We start from the raw sequence: 20824 nt of genomic DNA, 5'->3' as shown, positions 1-20824 counted from the left end.
AAGCCAGCAGTATTATCACTAACCCTTATTTTACCGCGCCAGCAGGGCGGTGAGCGGCTACGTAAAACCTGGCAAGCATCTTGCAAAATCCCTGTAACTTAATGGCCAGTAGTGGCATTCCCTTACAGGAGGCAAAATGAACTTAAGACGACTGAAGTATTTTGTGAAAATCGTCGATATCGGCAGTCTGACCCAGGCCGCTGAAGTCTTGCATATCGCACAACCGGCGCTGAGTCAGCAGGTAGCGACCCTGGAAGGTGAACTGGAGCAGAAACTGCTGATCCGCACCAAACGAGGCGTTACGCCAACCGAAGCGGGGAAAATTCTCTATACCCACGCGCGAACCATTTTGCGTCAGTGTGAACAGGCGCATCTGGCGGTACATAATGTGGGCCAGACGCTGAGCGGGCAGGTGGCGATTGGCCTTGCACCGGGAACGGCGGCTTCGGCGATCACCATGCCGTTGCTGCAGACCGTGCGTAATGAGCTTCCCGAGGTCAACGTCTATCTGCAGGAATGTAGCGGCAGCGTTTTAAATGACAAGCTGCTTGGCGGCCAACTGGATATGGCGGTGTTGTACGAACGTTCGCCGGTAGCGGGAGTGGTCAGCCAGCCGTTGCTAAAAGAGGATTTGTATCTGGTCGGCACGCAAAACTGCCCGGGACAAAGCGTTGATCTCTCTGCGGTGGCGGAGATGAGTCTGTTTTTACCGCGTGACTATAGCGCTGTCTGTGCCAGGGTGACGGAAGCCTTTACCTTACGCCGCCTGTCGGCAAAAGTGATCGGCGAGATCGAATCCATCACTACATTAACTGCCGCTATCGCCAGTGGAATGGGCGTTACCGTACTGCCGGAATCGGCGGCGCGCTCGCTGTGTGCTACGGCAAATGGCTGGATGGCGCGCATCAGCACCCCGTCGATGAGCCTGTCGCTCTCACTGAATACCTCGGCGCGCGGCGGTTTATCTCCTCAGGCTCAGGCGGTCAAAGATATCCTGCTGTCGCTGGTCAGCCGTCCTTCGTTGGAGAATCGTGAATTACAGCTGGTCAGTTAGGTTATATTCTTTTAAGGAATAAGTTGCTGGTTTTTATTATTTGTTTGCCGGGTAAACAGACTTTAACAATAGACATCATGTTATGTCTGAAGACCTGGGGGAAAAGGTGAATTTCCAGCAACTAAAAATTATTCGCGAGGCGGCCCGTCGGGATTACAACCTGACGGAAGTCGCTAATATGCTGTACACCTCGCAATCTGGCGTCAGCCGCCATATTCGTGAGCTGGAAGAAGAGCTGGGGATAGAAATCTTTATCCGCCGCGGTAAGCGTCTTCTGGGGATGACCGAACCCGGTAAAGCGCTGCTTTCCATTGCCGAAAGGATCCTCAACGAGGCCAGCAATGTTCGCCGGCTGGCCGATCTTTTTACCAATGACGCTTCAGGCGTATTAACTATTGCCACCACGCATACTCAGGCGCGTTATAGCCTACCGCCGGTAATTAAAGCTTTTCGCGAACTTTTCCCCGAAGTGCGGTTGGAACTGGTGCAAGGGACGCCGCAGGAAATCGAGGCGTTGTTGCACAACGGCGGGGCGGATATTGGTATCGCCAGCGAGCGCTTAAGTAACGACCCGACGCTGGTGGCATTCCCCTGGTTTCGCTGGCACCACAGTCTGTTAGTGCCAAAAGATCATCCACTGATTGAGGTTACGCCGCTCACGCTCGAGGCTATTGCGCGCTGGCCGTTAATTACCTACCGTCAGGGGATCACCGGGCGCTCGCGTATTGATGAAGCTTTCACCCGTAAAGGGCTGATGCCGGATATCGTCCTCAGCGCCCAGGATTCGGATGTGATCAAAACTTACGTGGAGCTGGGCTTGGGCGTGGGGCTGGTGGCGGAGCAATCCGGCGATGCTCGCGAAGCGGATACCTTTACCCGGCTGGAAACACGCCATCTCTTTGATGCCAATACCGTTTGGTTGGGGCTCAAACGCGGTCAGTTACAACGTAACTACGTCTGGCGCTTCATTGAACTGTGCAATGCTGGACTATCGCTGGATGAGATTAAGCGCCAGGCGATGGAGCCGGAGGAAGTGGCGATCGATTATCAAATCTGAGTGCGGCCAGCGGGCAAGCGGGAGGCGACAAAGCAGCTATAATTCATTCACGTGAGTCGCGACTGAGGAAGGGAAAATGATGGTGCGGCGTATGATGTTGCTTTGCTCTCTGGTGATGATGTTGGCCAGCCACAGCGCATTGGCGGTAAGTTATCCGTTGCCGCCGGAAGGGAGTCGTCTGGTTGGCAGCCCGATGAAAATTAACGTGCCCGAGCGTAATACCCAACCGCTGGAAACCTTTGCCGCGCAGTACGGGCAGGGGCTGAGCAATATGCTGGAGGCTAACCCCGGCGTCGATGTCTATCTGCCCAAATCGGGAAGCTCGTTGATTATCCCACAGCAATTGATCCTGCCTGCTACTGTACGTAGCGGTATCGTGATAAACGTCGCCGAGATGCGGCTTTATTATTATCCGCCTGAGGGCACTACCGTCGAGGTGTTACCGATCGGTATCGGTCAGGCGGGGCGCGAGACGCCGCGTAATTGGGTGACGGCGGTGGAACGTAAGCAGGAAGGGCCTACCTGGGTGCCGACGGCGAATACCCGTCGCGAGTATGCCAAAGAAGGTAAAACCCTGCCGGCGATGGTGCCCGCCGGGCCAGATAATCCGATGGGGCTGTATGCTATCTATATTGGCAGGTTGTATGCCATTCATGGAACGAATGCCAATTTTGGCATTGGCCTGCGGGTGAGCCAGGGCTGTATTCGCCTGCGCAACGATGACATCAAATACCTGTTCGATAATGTGCCCGTTGGCACGCGAGTACAGATTATCGATCAGCCGGTAAAATACACGACTGAACCGGACGGTAGCCGCTGGCTGGAAGTGCATGAACCGTTATCGCGTAATCGCGCTGAATTTCAGTCAGACCGTAAAGTACCGCTGCCATATACCCCGGCAATCCGTGAGTTTGTACAGGGCGCGGGCGTGAATGTCGGGCGCGCGGATTCAGCGTTACAGAGGCGCTCCGGGATGCCGGTGAATATTAGTCGTTCAGCGGTAGAAAGCAGTTTTTAACTGGCGTGGATGTTAAAAAGCAAAAAGCCTGCTCGAAAGCAGGCTTTTTAAATTTGGCTCCTCTGACTGGACTCGAACCAGTGACATACGGATTAACAGTCCGCCGTTCTACCGACTGAACTACAGAGGAATCGTGTGAACGAGGCGCATACTAATGGCCTCGCATTTTAGTGTCAACACTAAATTTAACCAGCTGATTCAATTGGCGAAATTTAGTTCAAAGTGGGCTTTTAATGAACAACGCGCGCGTCGTCTTCATCCAGTAGATCGTTTTCCCGTAAACGCTGTAGCGGATCCTGACGATAGAACAGGCAGAACCGCTGCCATAGCGCCGGGAAGCGAGGTGCGAATAGCTCCGGTGCGCTAAAGAAATATTCTGAGAGCACCGCAAAGCACTCAGCCGGATCGGTTGCCGCATAGGCATCAATGCTGGCGGCGCTTTCGCCGACCAGATCGATTTCATCCTGAATGTTGTTCATCGCCGCATGCAGGTCGTGTTCCCAACCAGCGACTTCACGCAAGGGAATAAAAGGGACGCCGCTGGCGCGATCGCCGTTACGTGAATCCAGTTTATGCGCGACCTCGTGCACCACCAGGTTAAAACCTGAGGCATCGAAAGAGTCCTGAATATCTAACCAGTTAAGGATAATGGGACCCTGCTGCCAGCTTTGCCCGGATTGCACAATGCGTTGATTATGCACCAGGCCGATGTCATCTTCCCATTCGTCATCGACGACGAAGGGCGCTGGGTAGATCAGGACTTCATGGAAGCCATCTAACCACTCAAGGCCAAGCTCCAGCACCGGCAGACAAAAGAGTAGGGCGATACGCGCGCTATGTAATGGGGTTAACTCAAATCCCTGTAACGGCACCAGACGTTTTTGCTGTAAAAAACGTGCTGCCATTTGGCACAGCTGTTGCTGTTCCTGATGAGTGAGGTTTGCTAAAACCGGAATGGCAACCGCTTGTTCCCACGGGATTTCGCCATTGCCTGTCTGTTCTTCTGCTTTCCACGGCCATTTAAACATCATATCGCTCGCAAAGTCGTCACTTGAACTCAATTTAAGGGACTGGAGCTATTAAAATGCCAAAGAACCTGGCATTATAGCAACCTCAACAGCGGAGAGATGCCGGAGCGGCTGAACGGACCGGTCTCGAAAACCGGAGTAGGGGCAACTCTACCGGGGGTTCAAATCCCCCTCTCTCCGCCACTATTCAATCACTTACGCTTATCCTTTTCAGTGATGCATATCCCGCTGAGACAATCCCTTTACAAAAAAGCATAGCGCTGAAGCAGACAAGGGCGCCAAAGAATCTTCTCATTTTCTGACTCAGACCAGGACTAAATTTCAGCGTTTCCGCTCTCGTGCGCTCGCGAGTATCCCTTCCGCTGCTGAAGTGCTATTGAGCCACTTCCTTGGCGAAATTTAAATGAATTCAGTGAATTGATGCCGACGTCGCGCGAGGCAGTATTGGCTGACCGTTAAAATAAAAAAGCCTGCGCGTGGCAGGCTTTGGTCATGAGGGGATCTTAGAACTGGTAGACCAGACCCAGCGCGACAACGTCATCGGTGGCGATGCCGTTTGCGCGGTAGAAGTAGTCATCTTCGTCCAGCAGGTTGATTTTGTAATCAACATAGGTGGACATGTTTTTGTTGAAGTAGTAAGTCATACCCACATCAACGTATTTAACCAGGTCTTTGTCGCCGCTGTTGTACAGGTCTTTACCTTTAGACTGCAGATATGCAACGGATGGGCGCAGCGGTAAACCGTAATCATCGAACTGATACTGGGCAACGACTTCGAAGTTCTGCGTCTTGTTGGCAATACCGCCGCCGAGATAGCTGGTGGATTTACCGAAGGAGGTCATGTTGCGGGTTTCCGCGTACATCGCTGCCAGGTAGATGTTGTTAGCATCGTATTTCGCGCCTACGGTCCAGGCATCGGCTTTATCGCCGCCGGCGTATGCGCTGCTGGCAGAGGCAGCCACCTGATTGTTGGTACGATCGGAAGAAGCATATGCCGCGCCGAAGCTGATGCCCATACCGAAATCGTAGGAAGTAGAGATACCGAAGCCGTCGCCATTTTCACGCGCCAGTTTACGATCGCCACCGTTATTGGTGCCTTCGCCAGAACCCGCGTTTTCGTTATTACCCTGATACTGCAGGGCAAAGTTCAGACCATCTACCAGGCCGAAGAAATCGCTGTTGCGGTAGGTCGCCACGCCGTTGGTACGGCCGAGCATGAAGACGTCAGTTTGGGTGTAGGTATCGCCGCCGAATTCCGGCAGCACATCGGTCCAGGCTTCAACATCATAAATAACGCCGTAGTTGCGGCCGTAGTCCAGTGAACCGTAATCAGCAAATTTCAGACCCGCGAAACCCAGACGAGTCCAGGAGTTAGCGCCTTCACCTTCAGTGGTGTTAGCCTGAATATTGTATTCCCACTGGCCGTAGCCGGTCAGCTGATCGTTGATCTGTGTTTCGCCTTTCAGGCCGAAACGTACGTAGGTTTGGTCGCCATCTTCAGAAGCATCGTCAGTGAAATAGTGCAGGCCGTCAACTTTTCCGTAGAGGTCCAGTTTATTGCCGTTTTTATTATAAATTTCCGCAGAGTGCGCCGCGCCTGCTGCTAATAACGCTGGCAGCATAATAGCCAATACTTTTCTTTTCATTATGTATTCCCTTTAATCATAATTAATATGAATTGTCTAATTCCCTGTGGAATGACAAATCGATACTAGCCGCTTAAGTTCATTTTTAATTAAATAAAAAATGTAATAAAGGTATATTAAAATATTTCAAAATATTTATTTTATATTCAATATATGTATTTTCTATTCTTTGGGTAATGAGTATTTCCGTGGCTTATTAGTGACTTATTATGGTTGTTGATACTAAAGGTTTTTTAATTTTTTATGATAATGATATGTGTATTGTAAATGGCATAATAATATCATCGGTTATAAAGTGATAAGTCATCATTTGAAATAATTTTGTTTGATAACGAACATCGCTGAATTTCAGCAAATCGTCTTATTTAAAAGCATGAACACAGCCGTAATATATAGGGGAGTACCGCTCCTGCGTTCACGGATGTCCAAAAGCGCTCAGTACTACACTCATGCTTCCAGATAAGCATGATAATTGTATAATGTGATTTGCGTCACAAATGTGTGGTTGACGATGATGCGTTGTGGTTGATGTATGGAGAAGGATTTAATGGACACGAAAGCGAAACGGGGGCCCGTTGGAAAGCTGGCGTTATGGGCTTTTTACGCTTTTTGCGCTTACTTTGTGTGGGCGATGGTACGGTACTGGTGGATAGTGGGGCGGATTCAAAGTGTTCCCGGCGCCAGCATTGATGGTGAATGGGGATCAACGGCGGGCAAATGGATTGGCGCGCTGCTGGGTTTTTTGGTGCTGGGGGCAGTGGGGTTAATCCTTGGGGCGATAGCCTGGTACACGCGTCCCCCTATTCAGGTACATGAACAGCGCGATTAAAGTTGCTATGCTCGTGGCTAGTCCCAGGCATCAGGAAACGCTCATGTTATTAGCTGAATGGCAACAACGATTTGAAAACTGGTTAAATACGCATCATGCACAGGAAGATGCGGCGCATGACATTTCGCACTTTCGCCGCGTCTGGAGTACCGCGCAGCAACTGGTCGACGAGAGCGGCGCTGACGAGTTGGTTATCCTGACGGCCTGCTACTTTCACGATATTGTCAGCCTGGCTAAAAACCATCCTCAACGTCATCATTCTTCACGCATGGCGGCGCAGAAAACGCGGTCTATCCTGCAAAGCGCTTTCCCCGACTTTCCAGCCGACCGTTATCCTGCTGTTATGCATGCCATTGAAGCGCATAGCTTTAGTGCGGCAATACTGCCACAAAGCGTAGAGGCAAAAATAGTCCAGGATGCCGATCGTCTGGAAGCTTTGGGCGCAATTGGCCTGGCCCGTGTCTTTGCCGTTTCAGGCGCGCTAAACACGATTTTATTTGATGCTAACGACCCCTTTGCTGACCAGCGCGATCTTGATGACAAGAAATATGCTCTCGACCATTTCCAGAGCAAATTGCTCCGTCTGCCTGAGACCATGCAAACGGAGCAGGGAAGAGCCTTGGCGGTGCATAACGCCCAATTTCTGGTGCAATTTATGGCGAAGCTGAGCGCCGAACTGCGTGGCGACCCGTTGTCGTTGGATGAAGCGGTTTTACGCCGCTTTGCGCCAGCGGTTTAAATCCGTTGCGACTATTTGTGGTACTCTCTGCAAAAATTGTCCGTGCTGGTTGAGGTTATGCCGCAAAATTTATCCCAAAAAAACCTCCTGTCTTTACCGTCAGGGGAACACGCGCAGGCGTTGTTGCGCCAGCTGATGACGATATATGATGTCAAAACCCTGGTCGCACAGCTGGTCGCGGTTGGCGACCAGCACTGGAGCCCGGCGATACTCAAACGGGTGGCGACGGTGAGCCGTGCGGCAAGTAGATTGACTAACGCGGAGTGCGCTCATCTGGCGAGCCTGTTACCGGCCCCGCCGCGCCATCATCCGGACTATGCCTTTCGTTTTATCGATCTCTTCGCCGGCATCGGCGGCATTCGTCACGGCTTTGAAGCTATTGGTGGGCAGTGCGTATTTACCAGCGAGTGGAATAAACACGCCGTACGTACCTATAAAGCTAACTGGTATTGCGATCCGCAAGAGCACAGCTTTAACGCCGATATCCGCGAAATCACTCTCAGCCAGCGCGCCGATATCAGTGATGAAGAGGCGGCGAAGTCTATCCGTGAGGCGATCCCGCAACATGATGTACTGCTCGCGGGCTTCCCCTGTCAGCCTTTTTCGCTCGCGGGAGTATCCAAGAAAAATGCCATGGGGCGCGCTCATGGTTTTGCCTGTGAAACTCAGGGAACGCTGTTTTTTGATGTCGTTAGAATTATTGCCGCCCACCGTCCGCCGATCTTCGTGCTGGAAAACGTCAAGAATCTGAAGAGCCACGATCAAGGAAGAACCTTCCGTATTATCATGCAGACGCTGGATGAACTAGGCTATGAGGTGGCGGATGCCGATCATGCGGGCGTCGATGATCCAAAAGTGATCGATGGGCGTCATTTCTTACCCCAACACCGTGAGCGTATCGTGCTGGTGGGTTTCCGTCGCGATTTACAATTGCATGAAGGATTTACGCTGCGCGATATCGCCAGCCTGTACCCGCCGCAGCGGCCGACCTTTGGCGAGTTATTGGATCCTACCGTCGATGCTAAATTCATCCTGACGCCGGTTTTATGGAAATATCTCTACCGTTACGCGCGTAAACACCAGGCGCGTGGCAACGGTTTTGGCTACGGTCTGGTCGACCCGACCAATCCAGGCAGCGTTGCGCGAACGCTTTCGGCGCGCTACTACAAAGATGGCGCTGAGATTCTGGTCGATCGCGGTTGGGATAAGCCATTGGGCGAAAAGCACTTTGACGATCCACAAAATCAACAGCGCCGCCCGCGGCGTTTAACGCCGCGTGAATGCGCACGGTTGATGGGGTTCGAAGCCCCTGGAGAATACCGTTTTCGTATTCCGGTTTCCGATACCCAGGCCTATCGCCAGTTCGGCAACTCGGTGATTGTTCCGGTGTTTGCCGCGGTAGCGAAGCTGCTGGCGCCGCGAATTTCCGAGGCGGTAAAGCGGCGCGTTGCAGGAGATAGCGATGGCGGACGTTCATGATAAGGGCACCCGTAGTAAAAATATGCGCGCTATCGCGACCCGCGATACGGCAATTGAGAAGCGGCTGGCGGCGCTGCTAACGCAGGCCGGATTCACTTTTCGCGTTCAGGAGGCATCGCTACCGGGGCGGCCTGATTTTCTGCTGTCTGACTACCGCTGCGTTATTTTCACCCATGGCTGCTTTTGGCATCATCATCACTGTTATCTGTTTAAAGTACCGGCGACCCGTACCGATTTCTGGCTGAAAAAGATTGGCGCTAACGTGCAGCGCGATCGCCGCGATCTAGCGATGTTGTTAGCACAAGGCTGGCGGGTGCTGATTGTCTGGGAGTGCGCGCTCCGCGGGCGGCAGAAATTAAGCGATGAGGCTTTATGCGATCGTCTGGAGGAGTGGATCTGCGGCGGTGGCGATTGCGCGCAGATCGACACTCAGGGAATCGGTTTTATCGATCCGATTGACAAGGCGTAACGGTTGAGCGGGCAGGGAAGAGATATTTACCTAGTGTCACCAGCACGACCGCGAAAATAATCACCGCCAGCGCCAGCCATTCGATAAATGAGAGACTTTCGCCGCCAAATCCGGTCCCCAGCAGCACGGCGACAACCGGATTGACATAGGCATAGCTGGTAGCAACCGCCGGCGTTACGTTACGTATCAGATACATATAGGCGTTGATGGCGATAAGCGAGCCAAAAATGGCCAGATACGCAACGGCAAATATTCCAGACCAGGAGGGCATTTGAGCGAGTTTTTCGCCTGAGAACCAGGATGCCGCGGAAAGCACCATCCCTGCCGCCAGCATTTCAATCGCGCCCGCCATCATCCCGGTTGGTAATTCAATACGGGAACCGTAAACCGAGCCAAATGCCCAGCTCAGGGAACCAATCAGAATCAGCAATGCGCCCCAGGGATTGCCACTGAGGTTGCCGCCGCTATTGAGCATCACTATTCCCGCCAGACCGATCGCAATACCGAACCATTCCAGCTTGCGCGTAGCAATGCCAAAAAAACGGCTGAAGCAGAGCGTAAACAGCGGTACGGTGGCGACCATCACCGCTGCGATGCCTGATGGTACATGCTGATGTTCTGCAAGGGTGACGAAGCCATTGCCGACGGCAAGCAACAGGATGCCTATCAGGGCCGCATTAAGTAGCGGCCGGCGGGCCGGGAGTTTATGGCCGGTGGCCAGTAAATAGATAAGCAACACGCCGCCGGCAGAGAGAAAGCGGATCCCGGCCATCATCAACGGCGGCCAGCTGGCAACGCCAATAGCGATAGCAAAATAGGTTGAACCCCAAATGATATACAGCGCAAACAGCGCGCCGATAAGGGGTAACAGCTGACGGGTAGACATACTTCCTCGCGACGAAAAGAGATAGAAAGGGAACATATAGTTAACGTGAAAACTAACGTGCTGGCGAGCGCTTTCAATGTGCTTTTTTTGTTATATTTTTGTTGACTAATGACATCTCTGGGCGAGAGGGCGCTTTTGCCTCATACTCTATGTTTCATAAACAGAAATTGAAGGAAGCACATTTTGGCGGGAAGTAGTCTTTTAACCTTATTGGACGATATTGCCACGCTGCTGGACGATATCTCCGTCATGGGAAAACTGGCGGCCAAGAAAACGGCTGGCGTACTGGGCGATGATCTTTCTCTCAATGCGCAGCAGGTCACAGGCGTAAGAGCCAACCGCGAGCTCCCGGTGGTATGGGGAGTGGCAAAAGGCTCGTTCCTGAATAAAGTGATTCTGGTGCCGCTGGCGTTACTCATCAGCGCCTTTATTCCCTGGGCCATTACGCCGCTATTGATGCTGGGCGGCGCATTTCTCTGCTTTGAAGGCTTTGAAAAAGTGCTGCATAACCTGCACGCGCGCAAGAATAAGGAGGATCCGAAATTGCGCAAGCAGCGGCTGGAAACGCTTGCAGCCCAGGATCCGCAGGCCTTTGAGCGCGATAAAGTAAAAGGGGCGATCCGTACCGACTTTATCTTATCAGCCGAAATCGTCGCGATTACCCTGGGTATTGTAGCTGATGCGCCATTGCTTAATCAGATCCTGATTTTATCCGGCATCGCCATTCTCGTGACCGTTGGGGTTTATGGCCTGGTGGGCGTCATTGTTAAGCTCGATGACATGGGATATTGGCTGGCGGAGAAGAAAAGCGCACTGGCGCAGTGGGTTGGAAAAGCGCTCCTGGCCATCGCGCCGCGATTGATGAAAATTCTGACTTTCGTCGGTACCCTGGCGATGTTTCTGGTTGGCGGCGGTATCGTGGTTCACGGCGTAGCGCCGCTGCATCATTTCATCGAGAATTTTGCCCATGGGCTAAGCGGAATGCTGGCATCCACATTGCCTGTGGCCGCTAATCTGGTGCTAGGATTTATCATTGGCGCTATCGTCTTTGGCGTCGTTAAAGCTATCACCGCGTTACGCGGTAAAGCGAAATAAATCCCTGCGCCGGCTACGCAAAATGGGCCGGGGTCGTCTAAGGTGAAACAGTTTCTTCCTGATACCGGAGGCAAAAATGGTCTTGTTGGTCAGTGATGAAGTCAGACGAAAAAATGGCGGGCCGCGAATGGTCGTCACCGGCATTGCCGACGATATGGTCGAGTGCCGGTGGTATGACGGACAGGTCGTACAGCGTGAAGCCTTCCGTGAAGATGAGTTGGTCCGCGGCGAAGGGCAACATTCGCAGCATAATTAGATGTGCAGCGCCCGCTGGTGCGGGCGCTTTTAATATTGATTACGTTCGGACAAGGAGCGTTGATGTTGTTGGTTTCTTTGACCGTACTGCGAGTAAATAATGGATAAGCCGCTCTGGCCAAAAAAGTTTCATCGCCTCTTCAATCCGGGGCGAGTGGTCAATATCTGTTTCATCGTGGTGCTGTTCTTTTCAACGTTGCTCATCTGGCGAGAAATCCGCGTACTGGAAGAAGCCTACGTCGCCAACCAACGTAATAATCTTGAGAACGTGGCCCATGAAATGGATGGGCTGTTGCAATTTAATCTCAATCGTCTGCTCTTTTTTCGCAACAGCATGCAATCAGCACTGGAGAATCCGCTGGATTTCGCCATTCTGCGCCGGGCCGAACAGGAGTACATCAGTAAACGTCATGATCCCATCTGGTCAGTCGAGCTAAACAACCGGCGTACTCTGACGGTATACGGGGTTTCAGATTCTTTTGTCGACGCTGATGATCTGTTGTCGCGTAATAATCCTCAGGCCAGCAATGAACTGATGGCTACCCTTGAGCTGGGCTATCTTCTGCGTTTGACCAATAACAACAGAATTTTCAGCGAGCGCATGTCCTACGTTTCTCGCAGCGGGTTTTATACCACTACCGATGCCCCGCGCAGTTCCAGCCAGGTGCTGGCGCAGTTCTCGCGAGATACGGGGTCAGCATGGTTTATGCGGCAAACCCAGCGTGATAATCCAGGGCGAGGGATCCTCTGGCAAACGACTCAACAAGAAGACGGGTATACGCAACCGCAGGTGGTTACGGCCTCGATCCCTCTTGATTATGAGCACTACTGGCTGGGGGTGCTGGCGATGGATTTTTCCATCCGCGACCTGCAGAATTTTCTGGTCAGTGCGGTAAAAGGAGGGCAAATGGGCGAGTATCAACTGTATGACAAGCAGCTCAATTTGCTCGCCTCTTCGGCGCCGGATGATGTCCTGACGCCGCTCTCGCCAAAGGAACAAGAACAACTTCGTTATGCGTTGACCAATGATAACCATGGCGGCATACGTCAGTTAACTCGCTATATCAGTTGGGAAAAGATCCGCAACTTTGACGGCGTACTGTTGCATATTCATACTTTGAAGGAAGGAGTGCGTGGTGATTTCGGGACGATTTCCATCGCACTGACCCTGATGTGGTTAATGTTTACCCTCATGTTGATTGTGTCGTGGGGGGTTATTCGCCGTATGGTCATCAACATGAGCGTGTTGCAGGCGTCCCTTGAGTGGCAGGCCTGGCATGACGCATTAACGCGGCTGCTAAATCGCGGCGCTCTGTTTGAACGGGCGATCGCGGCGGCCCGAAGCTGCCGGCGGAATAATCAACCGATATCCGTCATACAGCTGGATCTGGATTATTTTAAAGGCATCAATGATAAACATGGTCACCAGGCAGGGGACCGTGTTTTGACGTTGGTTGGCAGTACTATTATGGGACAGATTCGCGAGCAGGATATTGCCGGACGCGTTGGTGGTGAAGAGTTCTGTATCGTTCTACCCAATACCCAACTGCCGCAAGCGCGTGCGATTGCTGAGCGTATTCGTCTGCGTATCCATAGCCGGGAGATATTGTTGCACAATAGCGTTAGTTTGCGGATCAGCGCCTCGCTGGGGATCAGTAGTAGCGAAACATCAGATGAGTTTAACTTTGAGGAGCTGCAGTCGATTGCCGATCATCGCCTGTATCTGGCAAAGCAGAATGGACGTAATCGGGTTTGTTCGGCTGGGTAGGGCCTGGTAATGTGAGGATGCTCACCTTTATTGCCGTGTTGTTGCTCTTCGGTATGGGAAAATTCTTAAAAAATGCATGGCGCAAGCATACCGTTCGTAAAAGAACGATAACAGGCAAGCCTTGTCGCGCCTGGGTTATTAAATAGGTTGTACATATAAGCCGCATTTCTCAATAATTCTCATCATGAATACTTCTTGTCATGCAAAATAATTGAGGATAATGTCTTCCATGCATCGGATTTCCCGGTGTAACGAATTTTCAAGTGCTTCTTGCATTAGCAAGTTTGATCCCGACTCCTGCGAGTCGGGTTTTTTTTCATCTGAGCTTAGCGATTGGCTTCAGTAACGCTAAAGTCATGAATATCAAGCTCAAAGGCTTCGGCCAGCTCGCGCCATGTGTGTTCATCACGGCCATCGATACTGACATGATGCGGATCATCTTCACTACGATGTACTTCGCTTTCGCTAATCTCATTGATCGCCGCCAGCAGGGCATCGACATTAACGTCAATCCCGTCGGTATTCATCACACCGTGGTCTTTAGCGGATTTCATCATCACTACCTCGCTCGGCTCTGAAAGGGCCTCTTTAAGTATAGACGGTCTATAAAAACGCCAGTTGCGCTGGCTGAACGCTGCGTGAAGTCAGCTTTTGTTCTACACTGGCTCAAAACGAGAGGAGGCGAGTTATGCAGGTAAACGATCGTGTCACGGTAAAGACCGACGGTGGCCCACGTCGATCGGGGGTAGTACTGGCAATTGAGTCGTTTAGTGAAGGAACCATGTATCTTGTGGCGCTGGAAGATTACCCGCTGGGGATCTGGTTTTTCAATGAAGTGGGGCACCCGGACGGCATCTTTGTTGAGAAAGCAGAGTAGGCCCCATTCAGAAACTGGCGGTAATCGCCGCCAGTTTGCCATCAGCGCATATTGACGTAAATGCCGGAAGTAATGTTTTCAGCCAACCGAACAATGTGGTAAATCACCTGTTTATTGTGCGTCTGGATTTTTTTCTTAATATTACCTTTATGTGACGAAACGGTTTTTGCTTTGATATTCATCTGCCTGGAAATATGTGAAGTAGCGTGGCCGGCCATCCACATTTGCAGCATATTCGATTCGGCCTGACTGAGCGATAGAGTGGGAATGCGGGTGCGTAATTGGTTTAGATTATTGGCGCTATCGGTCTGCAGATAATTACCCAGTATGTTATCAAGGTCTTTCGGCGTAAGGGATTTTGAGCTGATAAGTAAATTCTTGCGTACCAGTAAATAGTGATCAAAATGGATGTTGGCCAGCGACATAAAAATAACAAATAGAGTATCGGGGTAGGTGGTAATGATGTCGCGGATAAGTTGGTTGCTCTCTTCGTGATGTATAAAACAGTCCTCGTTGAGAAACACAACCGCCGGACGCAGCGATTCGCAGCGCTCTTTCAAAATCTGTGCGCTACGCACCTCAATGATATCGCGCTTCTTTATTCCCCGGCTTGCCAGATATCCGGTTAAACCTAGCCGGGTATAGCTGCACAAATCCATGATAATCGTTGACATGACCCATCCTCAATCAACACGTAACGATAATTCATCTGGCCCAGGCCGTGTGATGAAGTCCATTTTTGTAACACCTGACTTTATGCGGAAAGCATTAGCCAAGCTAAACTATTTGCTAATAATACTCATAATTTGCCAGGAATATTCTCAAAGTAAAGCCATAGAAAAAGAATAAACAGACCCTGACAGTAATAATGCCCGGTGTCGCGGCATATCATCGCCAGAATTGTAATTTATTTTCGGATTATCCTTATGGAGGGGCAGCCTATTAAATTGGCGCTGGCTATATTCTATTCAAAAAATGCATTTGTCATTCAGGTTTCATACAACTAATAATAATCGGTAAGAATAAACGCTGAGATTGAAGGCGAGGCTAAGCAACGGGAGCATCGCGCAGGGGTGGCGGCCTTAACGCTTTAATGCCACAATACTTTTTTATCGGTTTGTGGGATGGATGATGAAAAAGATTGTTATGGCTGGCGCGCTGCTTACCCTGGCCGGATGCGTTCAGGTTGATACCTATGAGGCGGTGGTCAAAGCGCCGGCGCCTGCAGGGCTGGAAGGGTTCTGGCAATCGAAGGGACCGCAGAGCGCAATGGTAAGTCCTGAGGCGATAGCGACGTTTATCGTTACCAAAGACGGAGATACTCTCGATTGCCGTCAGTGGCAGCGGGTAATTGCTGAGCCGGGAAAATTAATGAACCGCGACAATCAGGTTTATAATGTGACCAGCAGCCTCGATATTTATCCTATTGAACGTACTGGAAACACGCTGGAATACGATCGAATGACGTTAACCCGTGTTGAACGCTTAACGCCGGAATGCGAGCAGGCCTGGAAAAAGAACCAGACGGCGAGTACGACCGCGCAGTAATCGATGTTGGCGGACCGGCTATAAAGCCAGCCCGCTGACCTCAAAGCACCTCTTCAATCACCCACACGCTTACGCTGCCTGCATTACAGGTGAATACGGCATTGCCCTCGTCATCAGTCTCAATAACCTCTTGTCGATTATTGAGAAAATCCTTCCAGCGTTTATTTGCATAATTCTCGCCAAGCGGTAACGTTTTCTCGCCATCGTCGCCGTTGGAGAGCACCACTACGCAGCCAGGATGTTCATCGGTGCCGCTGCGGCTGAAGGCGATACAGTTAGGATGATCGAACCACAGCGTTTGTACGCCGTGGGCGAAACGCTGACGCGCATCGATGAGTTCGTGAAGCTGCTCGATAACCGGCATCTCGATGGAGTATGTCTGGCCATCTCCGCCGGTATCTTCATAACTTGCGCCAAACAGGTCGGCGTAAAATACCGAGGGAACACCGTTTTCACGCAGTAAAATCAGCGCATAGGCTAACGGCTTAAACCAGGCCTCGACCGGCGCTTCCAGCGCCTGAAGCGGTTGGGTGTCATGATTTGTGACCAACGTGACCGCATGGAATGGGTCGGCTTCCACCAGCGTCCCGGTGAAGATTTGACTCATGTCGTAATCGCGGCCCTGACGCGAGGCTTCATGGAATTTCATCTGCAGCGGCGCATCAAACAGCATGGTATTACCGTCAACAAGGTCGATGTACTGCTGTAGCTTATCCACCTCGTGTGACCAGTATTCGGCAACAATGAATAGCGGTTTATCGGTGGACCCCTGTACATGCTCAATCCACTCTTTATAAAACCATGCCGGAATGTGTTTGACGGCATCCAGGCGGAAACCATCGCAGCCGGTCTGTTCAATGACCCAGCGGGCCCAATATTTTATCTCTTCGGTCACGGCATGGTTACGGAAATCGATATTTTCGCCCATGAGATAATCGAAGTTGCCCATTTCATCGTCGACCTGATCGTTCCAGCCATCGCCGGTGTAGTCATTAACAACTTTGAATACGCCATCTTCATCGGGATTTTCGATATGGTCGATACCGCTAAAACATTTATAGTCCCAGATAAATTGTGAATATTTGCCACCGCGGCCCGGAAAGGTATAGCGGGTCCAGGCTTCACATTCGATGATTTCTTCCGCGATTTGCGTGCGGTCCTGTTCATCAACGCGTTGTACGCGGATGCGTTCTTTCTCATCGGCGCCCATCTTGTGGTTTACTACGACATCAAGAAGTACAGCAATTTGATGTTCTTTTAGCGCATTAATCGCCGCTAACAGCTGAGCTTTATCGCCGTATTTGGTGGCAACCGATCCTTTCTGATCGAATTCACCGAGGTCGAAAAGATCGTAACTATCGTAGCCAACTGAATAACCGCCGGAAGCGCCCTTATAGGCGGGCGGCAACCAAATCATATTAATGCCAATTTCATTGAGATTTGGCGCAAGGGCTTCTACTTCCCGCCATAACTCGCCGCCTTCCGGGTAATACCAGTGAAAACATTGCAACAACGTGGGATTTTTCATCTTCCATGCTCCTGGCGTCATCAAGCTGACCTTTGCAGTATGGGAGATAACTGGCAAATATGAATAATTTCGTTGCTTTTTCGCTATACCCTAAATGGCCGCATATATAATAAATTGGCATAAGATGTAGCGGATAGATGTTGGTAGGCTGCTGCTAAACGCCTTACACTACACGAAAATCTCATTATATTCGGGGTATCTATGAAATTAGCACTTCTGGGTCGTCAGGCGCTGATGGGCGCAATGGCCGTAGCATTGATGGCTGGTGTAAGCGTGAAAACCTTCGCCGCTGAAAATCTGCTTAATCAGGTCAAAGAGCGCGGCACGCTACGCGTTGGCCTGGAAGGTACATACCCGCCGTTTAGTTATCAAGGCGATGATGGCAAATTGACCGGTTTTGAAGTTGAGTTTGCCAATGAACTGGCGAAACACATCGGGGTGAAAGCCGATCTCAAACCCACCAAATGGGACGGCATGCTGGCTTCTCTCGATTCTAAACGTATTGATGTGGTGATTAACCAGGTCACTATTTCCGACCAGCGCAAGAAAAAATACGACTTCTCCACCCCTTATACTATTTCTGGTGTTCAGGCGCTGGTGAAAAAGGGTAACGAAGGCGTGATTAAAACCGCGGCGGACCTGAAAGGTAAAAAAGTCGGCGTTGGTCTGGGTACCAATTATGAAGAGTGGTTGCGCCAGAACGTACAGGGCGTTGATATCCGCACCTATGATGATGACCCGACAAAATATCAGGACCTGCGCGTAGGCCGTATTGACGCCATTTTGGTTGACCGTCTGGCAGCGTTGGATTTGGTCAAGAAAACGAACAACACTCTGGCTGTAACCGGTGAAGCATTCTCCCGTCAGGAGTCCGGGGTGGCGTTACGTAAAGGAAATGAAGATCTGCTGAAAGCGGTGGACACCGCTATTGCAGATATGCAGAAAGATGGCAGCCTGAAGGCGCTTTCAGAAAAATGGTTTGGTGCTGACGTCACTAAGTAACGTCTGAAGATGAAAAAAGGCGCTGATAACGGCGCCTTTTTTTATTTCGCCAGCAACTGCGTGCATAATAAGGATAACTGAGTCTGGAGGTGCCATGTCACTACAAAATTTAACGCGTTTTCCGCGCCTGGAGTTTATTGGCGCGCCGACGCCGCTGGAATATCTACCACGCCTGTCCGATCATCTCGGACGGGATATTTTTATAAAACGCGATGATGTCACCCCCATGGCGATGGGAGGAAATAAACTGCGTAAGCTGGAGTTCCTCGCCGCCGATGCGCTGCGCGAGGGAGCTGATACGCTGATCACCGCAGGGGCGATTCAATCGAACCATGTGCGCCAGACGGCAGCCGTGGCTGCGAAACTGGGGTTGCACTGCGTCGCGTTGTTGGAAAATCCGATAGGCACGCGTGCTGAAAATTATCTGACTAACGGTAACCGCCTGCTGCTGGATCTGTTCAATACTCAGGTTGAGATGTGTGATGCATTGACCGATCCCAACGCGCAGCTTGAAGAGCTGGCGACACGTATTGAAGCTCAGGGATACCGGCCTTATGTCATTCCGGTTGGCGGATCTAACGCCCTGGGCGCGTTAGGTTATGTCGAAAGCGCACTGGAAATCGCCCAGCAATGTGAAGGAGCGGTGGAGATCTCTTCGGTAGTGGTTGCCTCCGGCAGCGCGGGTACTCATGCCGGGCTGGCGGTAGGCCTGGAACAGCTGATGCCAAATGCAGAATTAATAGGGGTGACCGTGTCACGTAGCGTTGCCGACCAGTTGCCTAAGGTGGTGACGCTGCAGCAGGCCGTTGCCAACAGTCTTGAGCTGCAGGCCAAAGCGGAGATTACCTTGTGGGATGATTATTTTGCTCCCGGATACGGTACGCCCAATGAAGAAGGCATGGAAGCGGTGAAACTGCTGGCGCAGCTGGAAGGTATCCTGCTGGATCCGGTTTATACCGGAAAGGCCATGGCCGGGCTGATTGACGGCATTAATCAGAACCGCTTTAAGGATGAGGGGCCGATTCTGTTTATCCATACCGGTGGCGCGCCCGCGCTGTTTGCTTATCATCCGCACGTCTAATGCAGAATAAATCGAATGCACGAAAGTATCCAACTGGTCATTGATTCCGCACCATACCTGTTAAAGGGCGCGGTTTTTACGTTACAACTGAGCATCGGTGGCATGTTCTTCGGCCTGCTGCTGGGATTTATCCTCGCACTGATGCGCATGTCGTCCATCTGGCCGATCAGATGGCTGGCGCGGATGTATATCTCCATTTTCCGCGGAACTCCGTTGATTGCTCAACTGTTTATGATCTATTACGGTCTGCCGCAGTTCGGCATTGAGTTGGATCCGATTCCGGCGGCGATGATTGGCCTGTCATTGAACACCGCGGCCTATGCGGCGGAAACGTTGCGAGCGGCGATTGCCTCTATAGATAAAGGGCAGTGGGAAGCGGCAGCGAGTATCGGTATGACGCCGTGGCAGACCTTGCGACGGGCTATTTTACCGCAGGCTGCCCGCGTGGCGCTGCCGCCGCTCTCTAACAGCTTTATCAGCCTTGTCAAAGATACTTCGCTGGCGGCGACGATTCAGGTACCGGAACTATTCCGCCAGGCACAGTTAATTACCTCACGTACGCTGGAAGTATTTACGATGTATCTGGCCGCCTCGCTGATCTATTGGGTGATGGCGACCGTACTATCCACCTTGCAGAATTATTTTGAAAATCAGCTGAATCGCCAGGAGCGTGATCCAAAATGAGTGCGATTGAAGTCAAAAAACTGGTGAAGAAATTCCACGGGCAGACCGTGCTGCACGGTATCGATCTCGAGGTTCAGGAAGGGGAGGTCGTGGCGATTATCGGCCCGAGCGGCTCTGGTAAAACCACGCTGTTGCGCAGCATTAACCTGCTTGAATACCCCGAAAGCGGTACCATTCGCGTAGGCGATGTGACTATCGATACTTCGCGTAGTATTGGCCAGCAAAAAGGGTTGATCCGCCGTCTGCGACAGCATGTTGGCTTTGTGTTCCAGAACTTCAATCTTTTCCCGCATCGTACGGTGCTGGAAAATATTATTGAAGGGCCGGTTATCGTAAAAGGCGAAGATAAGAACGAGGCCATTTCTCTGGCGCGTGAACTGCTGGCAAAGGTAGGGTTGTCGGGAAAAGAGAATAGCTATCCGCGTCGTTTATCCGGCGGGCAGCAGCAGCGTGTGGCGATTGCCCGCGCGTTAGCAATGCGCCCGGATGTTATTCTTTTTGATGAGCCAACTTCTGCATTGGATCCAGAGTTAGTGGGCGAGGTACTCAACACCATCCGTCAACTGGCGCAGGAAAAGCGCACCATGGTTATTGTCACCCATGAGATGAGTTTCGCTCGCGATGTCGCCGACCGCGCCATTTTCATGGATCAGGGGCGTATCGTCGAACAAGGTAAGGCCAGAGAGCTATTTGCTAACCCGCAGCAACCTCGTACGCGCCAGTTCCTCGAAAAATTTCTCATGCAGTAACACTTCTCTCTCATCGTGGTCCTCACAATTGG

The 20824-nt window shown here is 51.4% G+C and carries 22 protein-coding genes and 2 tRNA genes; 17 read left to right on the top strand and 7 right to left on the bottom strand.

Features of this window, described 5'->3' with window-relative positions; translation table 11 throughout:
• Positions 1-136 precede the first annotated feature (136 nt).
• The 3 genes from nac (at position 137) to ldtA (ending at position 3129) form a co-directional block, all read left to right on the top strand.
• On the top strand, positions 137-1054 hold the full coding sequence (gene nac, locus ABLV08_RS11465) for a nitrogen assimilation transcriptional regulator NAC (RefSeq protein ID WP_015365883.1): 918 nt from the start codon (positions 137-139) through the stop codon (positions 1052-1054).
• 106 nt (positions 1055-1160) lie between these two features.
• Positions 1161-2111 (top strand): HTH-type transcriptional regulator Cbl, encoded by a 951-nt coding sequence (gene cbl / locus ABLV08_RS11460; RefSeq protein WP_015705998.1) that lies wholly within the window; start codon positions 1161-1163, stop codon positions 2109-2111.
• A gap of 76 nt (positions 2112-2187) precedes the next feature.
• On the top strand, positions 2188-3129 hold the full coding sequence (gene ldtA / locus ABLV08_RS11455) for a L,D-transpeptidase (protein WP_058675534.1): 942 nt from the start codon (positions 2188-2190) through the stop codon (positions 3127-3129).
• 54 nt (positions 3130-3183) lie between these two features.
• Here the strand turns inward: ldtA and ABLV08_RS11450 are convergent.
• Positions 3184-3259: transfer RNA gene (locus tag ABLV08_RS11450), tRNA-Asn, on the bottom strand.
• 100 nt (positions 3260-3359) lie between these two features.
• On the bottom strand, positions 3360-4160 hold the full coding sequence (gene mtfA / locus ABLV08_RS11445) for a DgsA anti-repressor MtfA (RefSeq protein WP_348855856.1): 801 nt from the start codon (positions 4158-4160) through the stop codon (positions 3360-3362).
• 90 nt (positions 4161-4250) lie between these two features.
• Between mtfA and ABLV08_RS11440 the strand changes: the two genes are divergently transcribed.
• Positions 4251-4340 (top strand) — tRNA-Ser (locus ABLV08_RS11440).
• 320 nt (positions 4341-4660) lie between these two features.
• On the opposite strand, the gene ompC is transcribed toward ABLV08_RS11440, so the two are convergent.
• A complete protein-coding gene (gene ompC / locus ABLV08_RS11435; protein ID WP_015705989.1) occupies positions 4661-5803 on the bottom strand; it encodes a porin OmpC in 1143 nt (380 codons plus the stop codon).
• Positions 5804-6350: 547 nt separating this feature from the next.
• Here ompC and drpB point away from each other — a divergent pair.
• From drpB to ABLV08_RS11415, 4 genes are read left to right on the top strand one after another with little or no spacing between them, the layout of a single operon-like run.
• Positions 6351-6632, top strand: coding sequence for a cell division protein DrpB (gene drpB / locus ABLV08_RS11430; RefSeq protein ID WP_015705988.1), 282 nt, complete (start codon positions 6351-6353; stop codon positions 6630-6632).
• A gap of 43 nt (positions 6633-6675) precedes the next feature.
• On the top strand, positions 6676-7371 hold the full coding sequence (locus tag ABLV08_RS11425) for a phosphohydrolase (RefSeq protein ID WP_325896538.1): 696 nt from the start codon (positions 6676-6678) through the stop codon (positions 7369-7371).
• 57 nt (positions 7372-7428) lie between these two features.
• Positions 7429-8850: a DNA cytosine methyltransferase gene (locus tag ABLV08_RS11420; protein WP_348855854.1), complete on the top strand. Its 1422-nt coding sequence runs from the start codon at positions 7429-7431 to the stop codon at positions 8848-8850.
• Positions 8834-9319, top strand: a complete 486-nt coding sequence (locus ABLV08_RS11415; RefSeq protein WP_348855852.1) for a very short patch repair endonuclease — start codon at positions 8834-8836, stop codon at positions 9317-9319. The genes ABLV08_RS11420 and ABLV08_RS11415 overlap by 17 nt, the downstream gene beginning before the upstream one ends.
• Here ABLV08_RS11415 and yedA read toward each other — a convergent pair.
• Entirely contained in the window at positions 9294-10205 is a 912-nt protein-coding gene (gene yedA, locus ABLV08_RS11410) for a drug/metabolite exporter YedA (protein WP_015365893.1), read from the bottom strand. The genes ABLV08_RS11415 and yedA overlap by 26 nt on opposite strands.
• A gap of 183 nt (positions 10206-10388) precedes the next feature.
• Here yedA and ABLV08_RS11405 point away from each other — a divergent pair, with 183 nt between their 5' ends.
• The 3 genes from ABLV08_RS11405 (at position 10389) to dgcQ (ending at position 13323) form a co-directional block, all read left to right on the top strand.
• Complete coding sequence (locus tag ABLV08_RS11405; RefSeq protein WP_348855850.1) at positions 10389-11300, top strand: DUF808 family protein; 912 nt, start codon at positions 10389-10391, stop codon at positions 11298-11300.
• Positions 11301-11376: 76 nt separating this feature from the next.
• Positions 11377-11556 (top strand): DUF2158 domain-containing protein, encoded by a 180-nt coding sequence (locus ABLV08_RS11400; RefSeq protein ID WP_015365895.1) that lies wholly within the window; start codon positions 11377-11379, stop codon positions 11554-11556.
• A 99-nt stretch (positions 11557-11655) separates the two neighbouring features.
• Complete coding sequence (dgcQ, locus tag ABLV08_RS11395; protein ID WP_015365896.1) at positions 11656-13323, top strand: cellulose biosynthesis regulator diguanylate cyclase DgcQ; 1668 nt, start codon at positions 11656-11658, stop codon at positions 13321-13323.
• Positions 13324-13649: 326 nt separating this feature from the next.
• Here dgcQ and yodD read toward each other — a convergent pair whose 3' ends face one another.
• Positions 13650-13877, bottom strand: coding sequence for a YodD family peroxide/acid resistance protein (gene yodD / locus ABLV08_RS11390; protein ID WP_032705990.1), 228 nt, complete (start codon positions 13875-13877; stop codon positions 13650-13652).
• A 134-nt stretch (positions 13878-14011) separates the two neighbouring features.
• On the opposite strand from yodD, the gene dsrB reads away from it, so the two are divergent.
• The gene (dsrB, locus tag ABLV08_RS11385) at positions 14012-14200 is read left to right on the top strand and encodes a protein DsrB (RefSeq protein WP_015365898.1); all 189 of its coding nucleotides are present in this window, start codon (positions 14012-14014) and stop codon (positions 14198-14200) included.
• Between the two features lie 41 nt (positions 14201-14241).
• Here dsrB and rcsA read toward each other — a convergent pair whose 3' ends face one another.
• Positions 14242-14874 (bottom strand): transcriptional regulator RcsA, encoded by a 633-nt coding sequence (rcsA, locus tag ABLV08_RS11380; RefSeq protein WP_020078442.1) that lies wholly within the window; start codon positions 14872-14874, stop codon positions 14242-14244.
• A gap of 454 nt (positions 14875-15328) precedes the next feature.
• Here rcsA and yedD point away from each other — a divergent pair, with 454 nt between their 5' ends.
• Positions 15329-15748 (top strand): lipoprotein YedD, encoded by a 420-nt coding sequence (gene yedD, locus ABLV08_RS11375; RefSeq protein ID WP_026612265.1) that lies wholly within the window; start codon positions 15329-15331, stop codon positions 15746-15748.
• Between the two features lie 40 nt (positions 15749-15788).
• Here the strand turns inward: yedD and amyA are convergent, their stop codons facing one another.
• The gene (gene amyA, locus ABLV08_RS11370; RefSeq protein ID WP_045365625.1) at positions 15789-17276 is read right to left on the bottom strand and encodes an alpha-amylase; all 1488 of its coding nucleotides are present in this window, start codon (positions 17274-17276) and stop codon (positions 15789-15791) included.
• Positions 17277-17477: 201 nt separating this feature from the next.
• Here amyA and tcyJ point away from each other — a divergent pair, with 201 nt between their 5' ends.
• From tcyJ to tcyN, 4 genes are all read left to right on the top strand, one after another.
• Positions 17478-18278 carry a cystine ABC transporter substrate-binding protein gene (gene tcyJ, locus ABLV08_RS11365; RefSeq protein WP_015365902.1) on the top strand — a complete coding sequence of 267 codons (801 nt, stop codon included), beginning with the start codon at positions 17478-17480 and terminating at the stop codon, positions 18276-18278.
• A gap of 94 nt (positions 18279-18372) precedes the next feature.
• A complete protein-coding gene (gene dcyD / locus ABLV08_RS11360; protein ID WP_015365903.1) occupies positions 18373-19359 on the top strand; it encodes a D-cysteine desulfhydrase in 987 nt (328 codons plus the stop codon).
• Positions 19360-19374: 15 nt separating this feature from the next.
• Positions 19375-20043: a cystine ABC transporter permease gene (gene tcyL, locus ABLV08_RS11355; RefSeq protein WP_020078444.1), complete on the top strand. Its 669-nt coding sequence runs from the start codon at positions 19375-19377 to the stop codon at positions 20041-20043.
• On the top strand, positions 20040-20792 hold the full coding sequence (tcyN, locus tag ABLV08_RS11350) for an L-cystine ABC transporter ATP-binding protein TcyN (RefSeq protein WP_020078445.1): 753 nt from the start codon (positions 20040-20042) through the stop codon (positions 20790-20792). Before tcyL ends, tcyN begins: the two co-directional genes overlap by 4 nt.
• The last annotated feature ends 32 nt before the right edge of the window (positions 20793-20824 follow it).

It is taken from the genome of Klebsiella sp. CN_Kp088, from assembly GCF_040064335.1.
Classification (GTDB): Bacteria; Pseudomonadota; Gammaproteobacteria; order Enterobacterales; family Enterobacteriaceae; genus Klebsiella; species Klebsiella aerogenes.
This window is presented reverse-complemented; position numbering and strand designations above follow the sequence as displayed.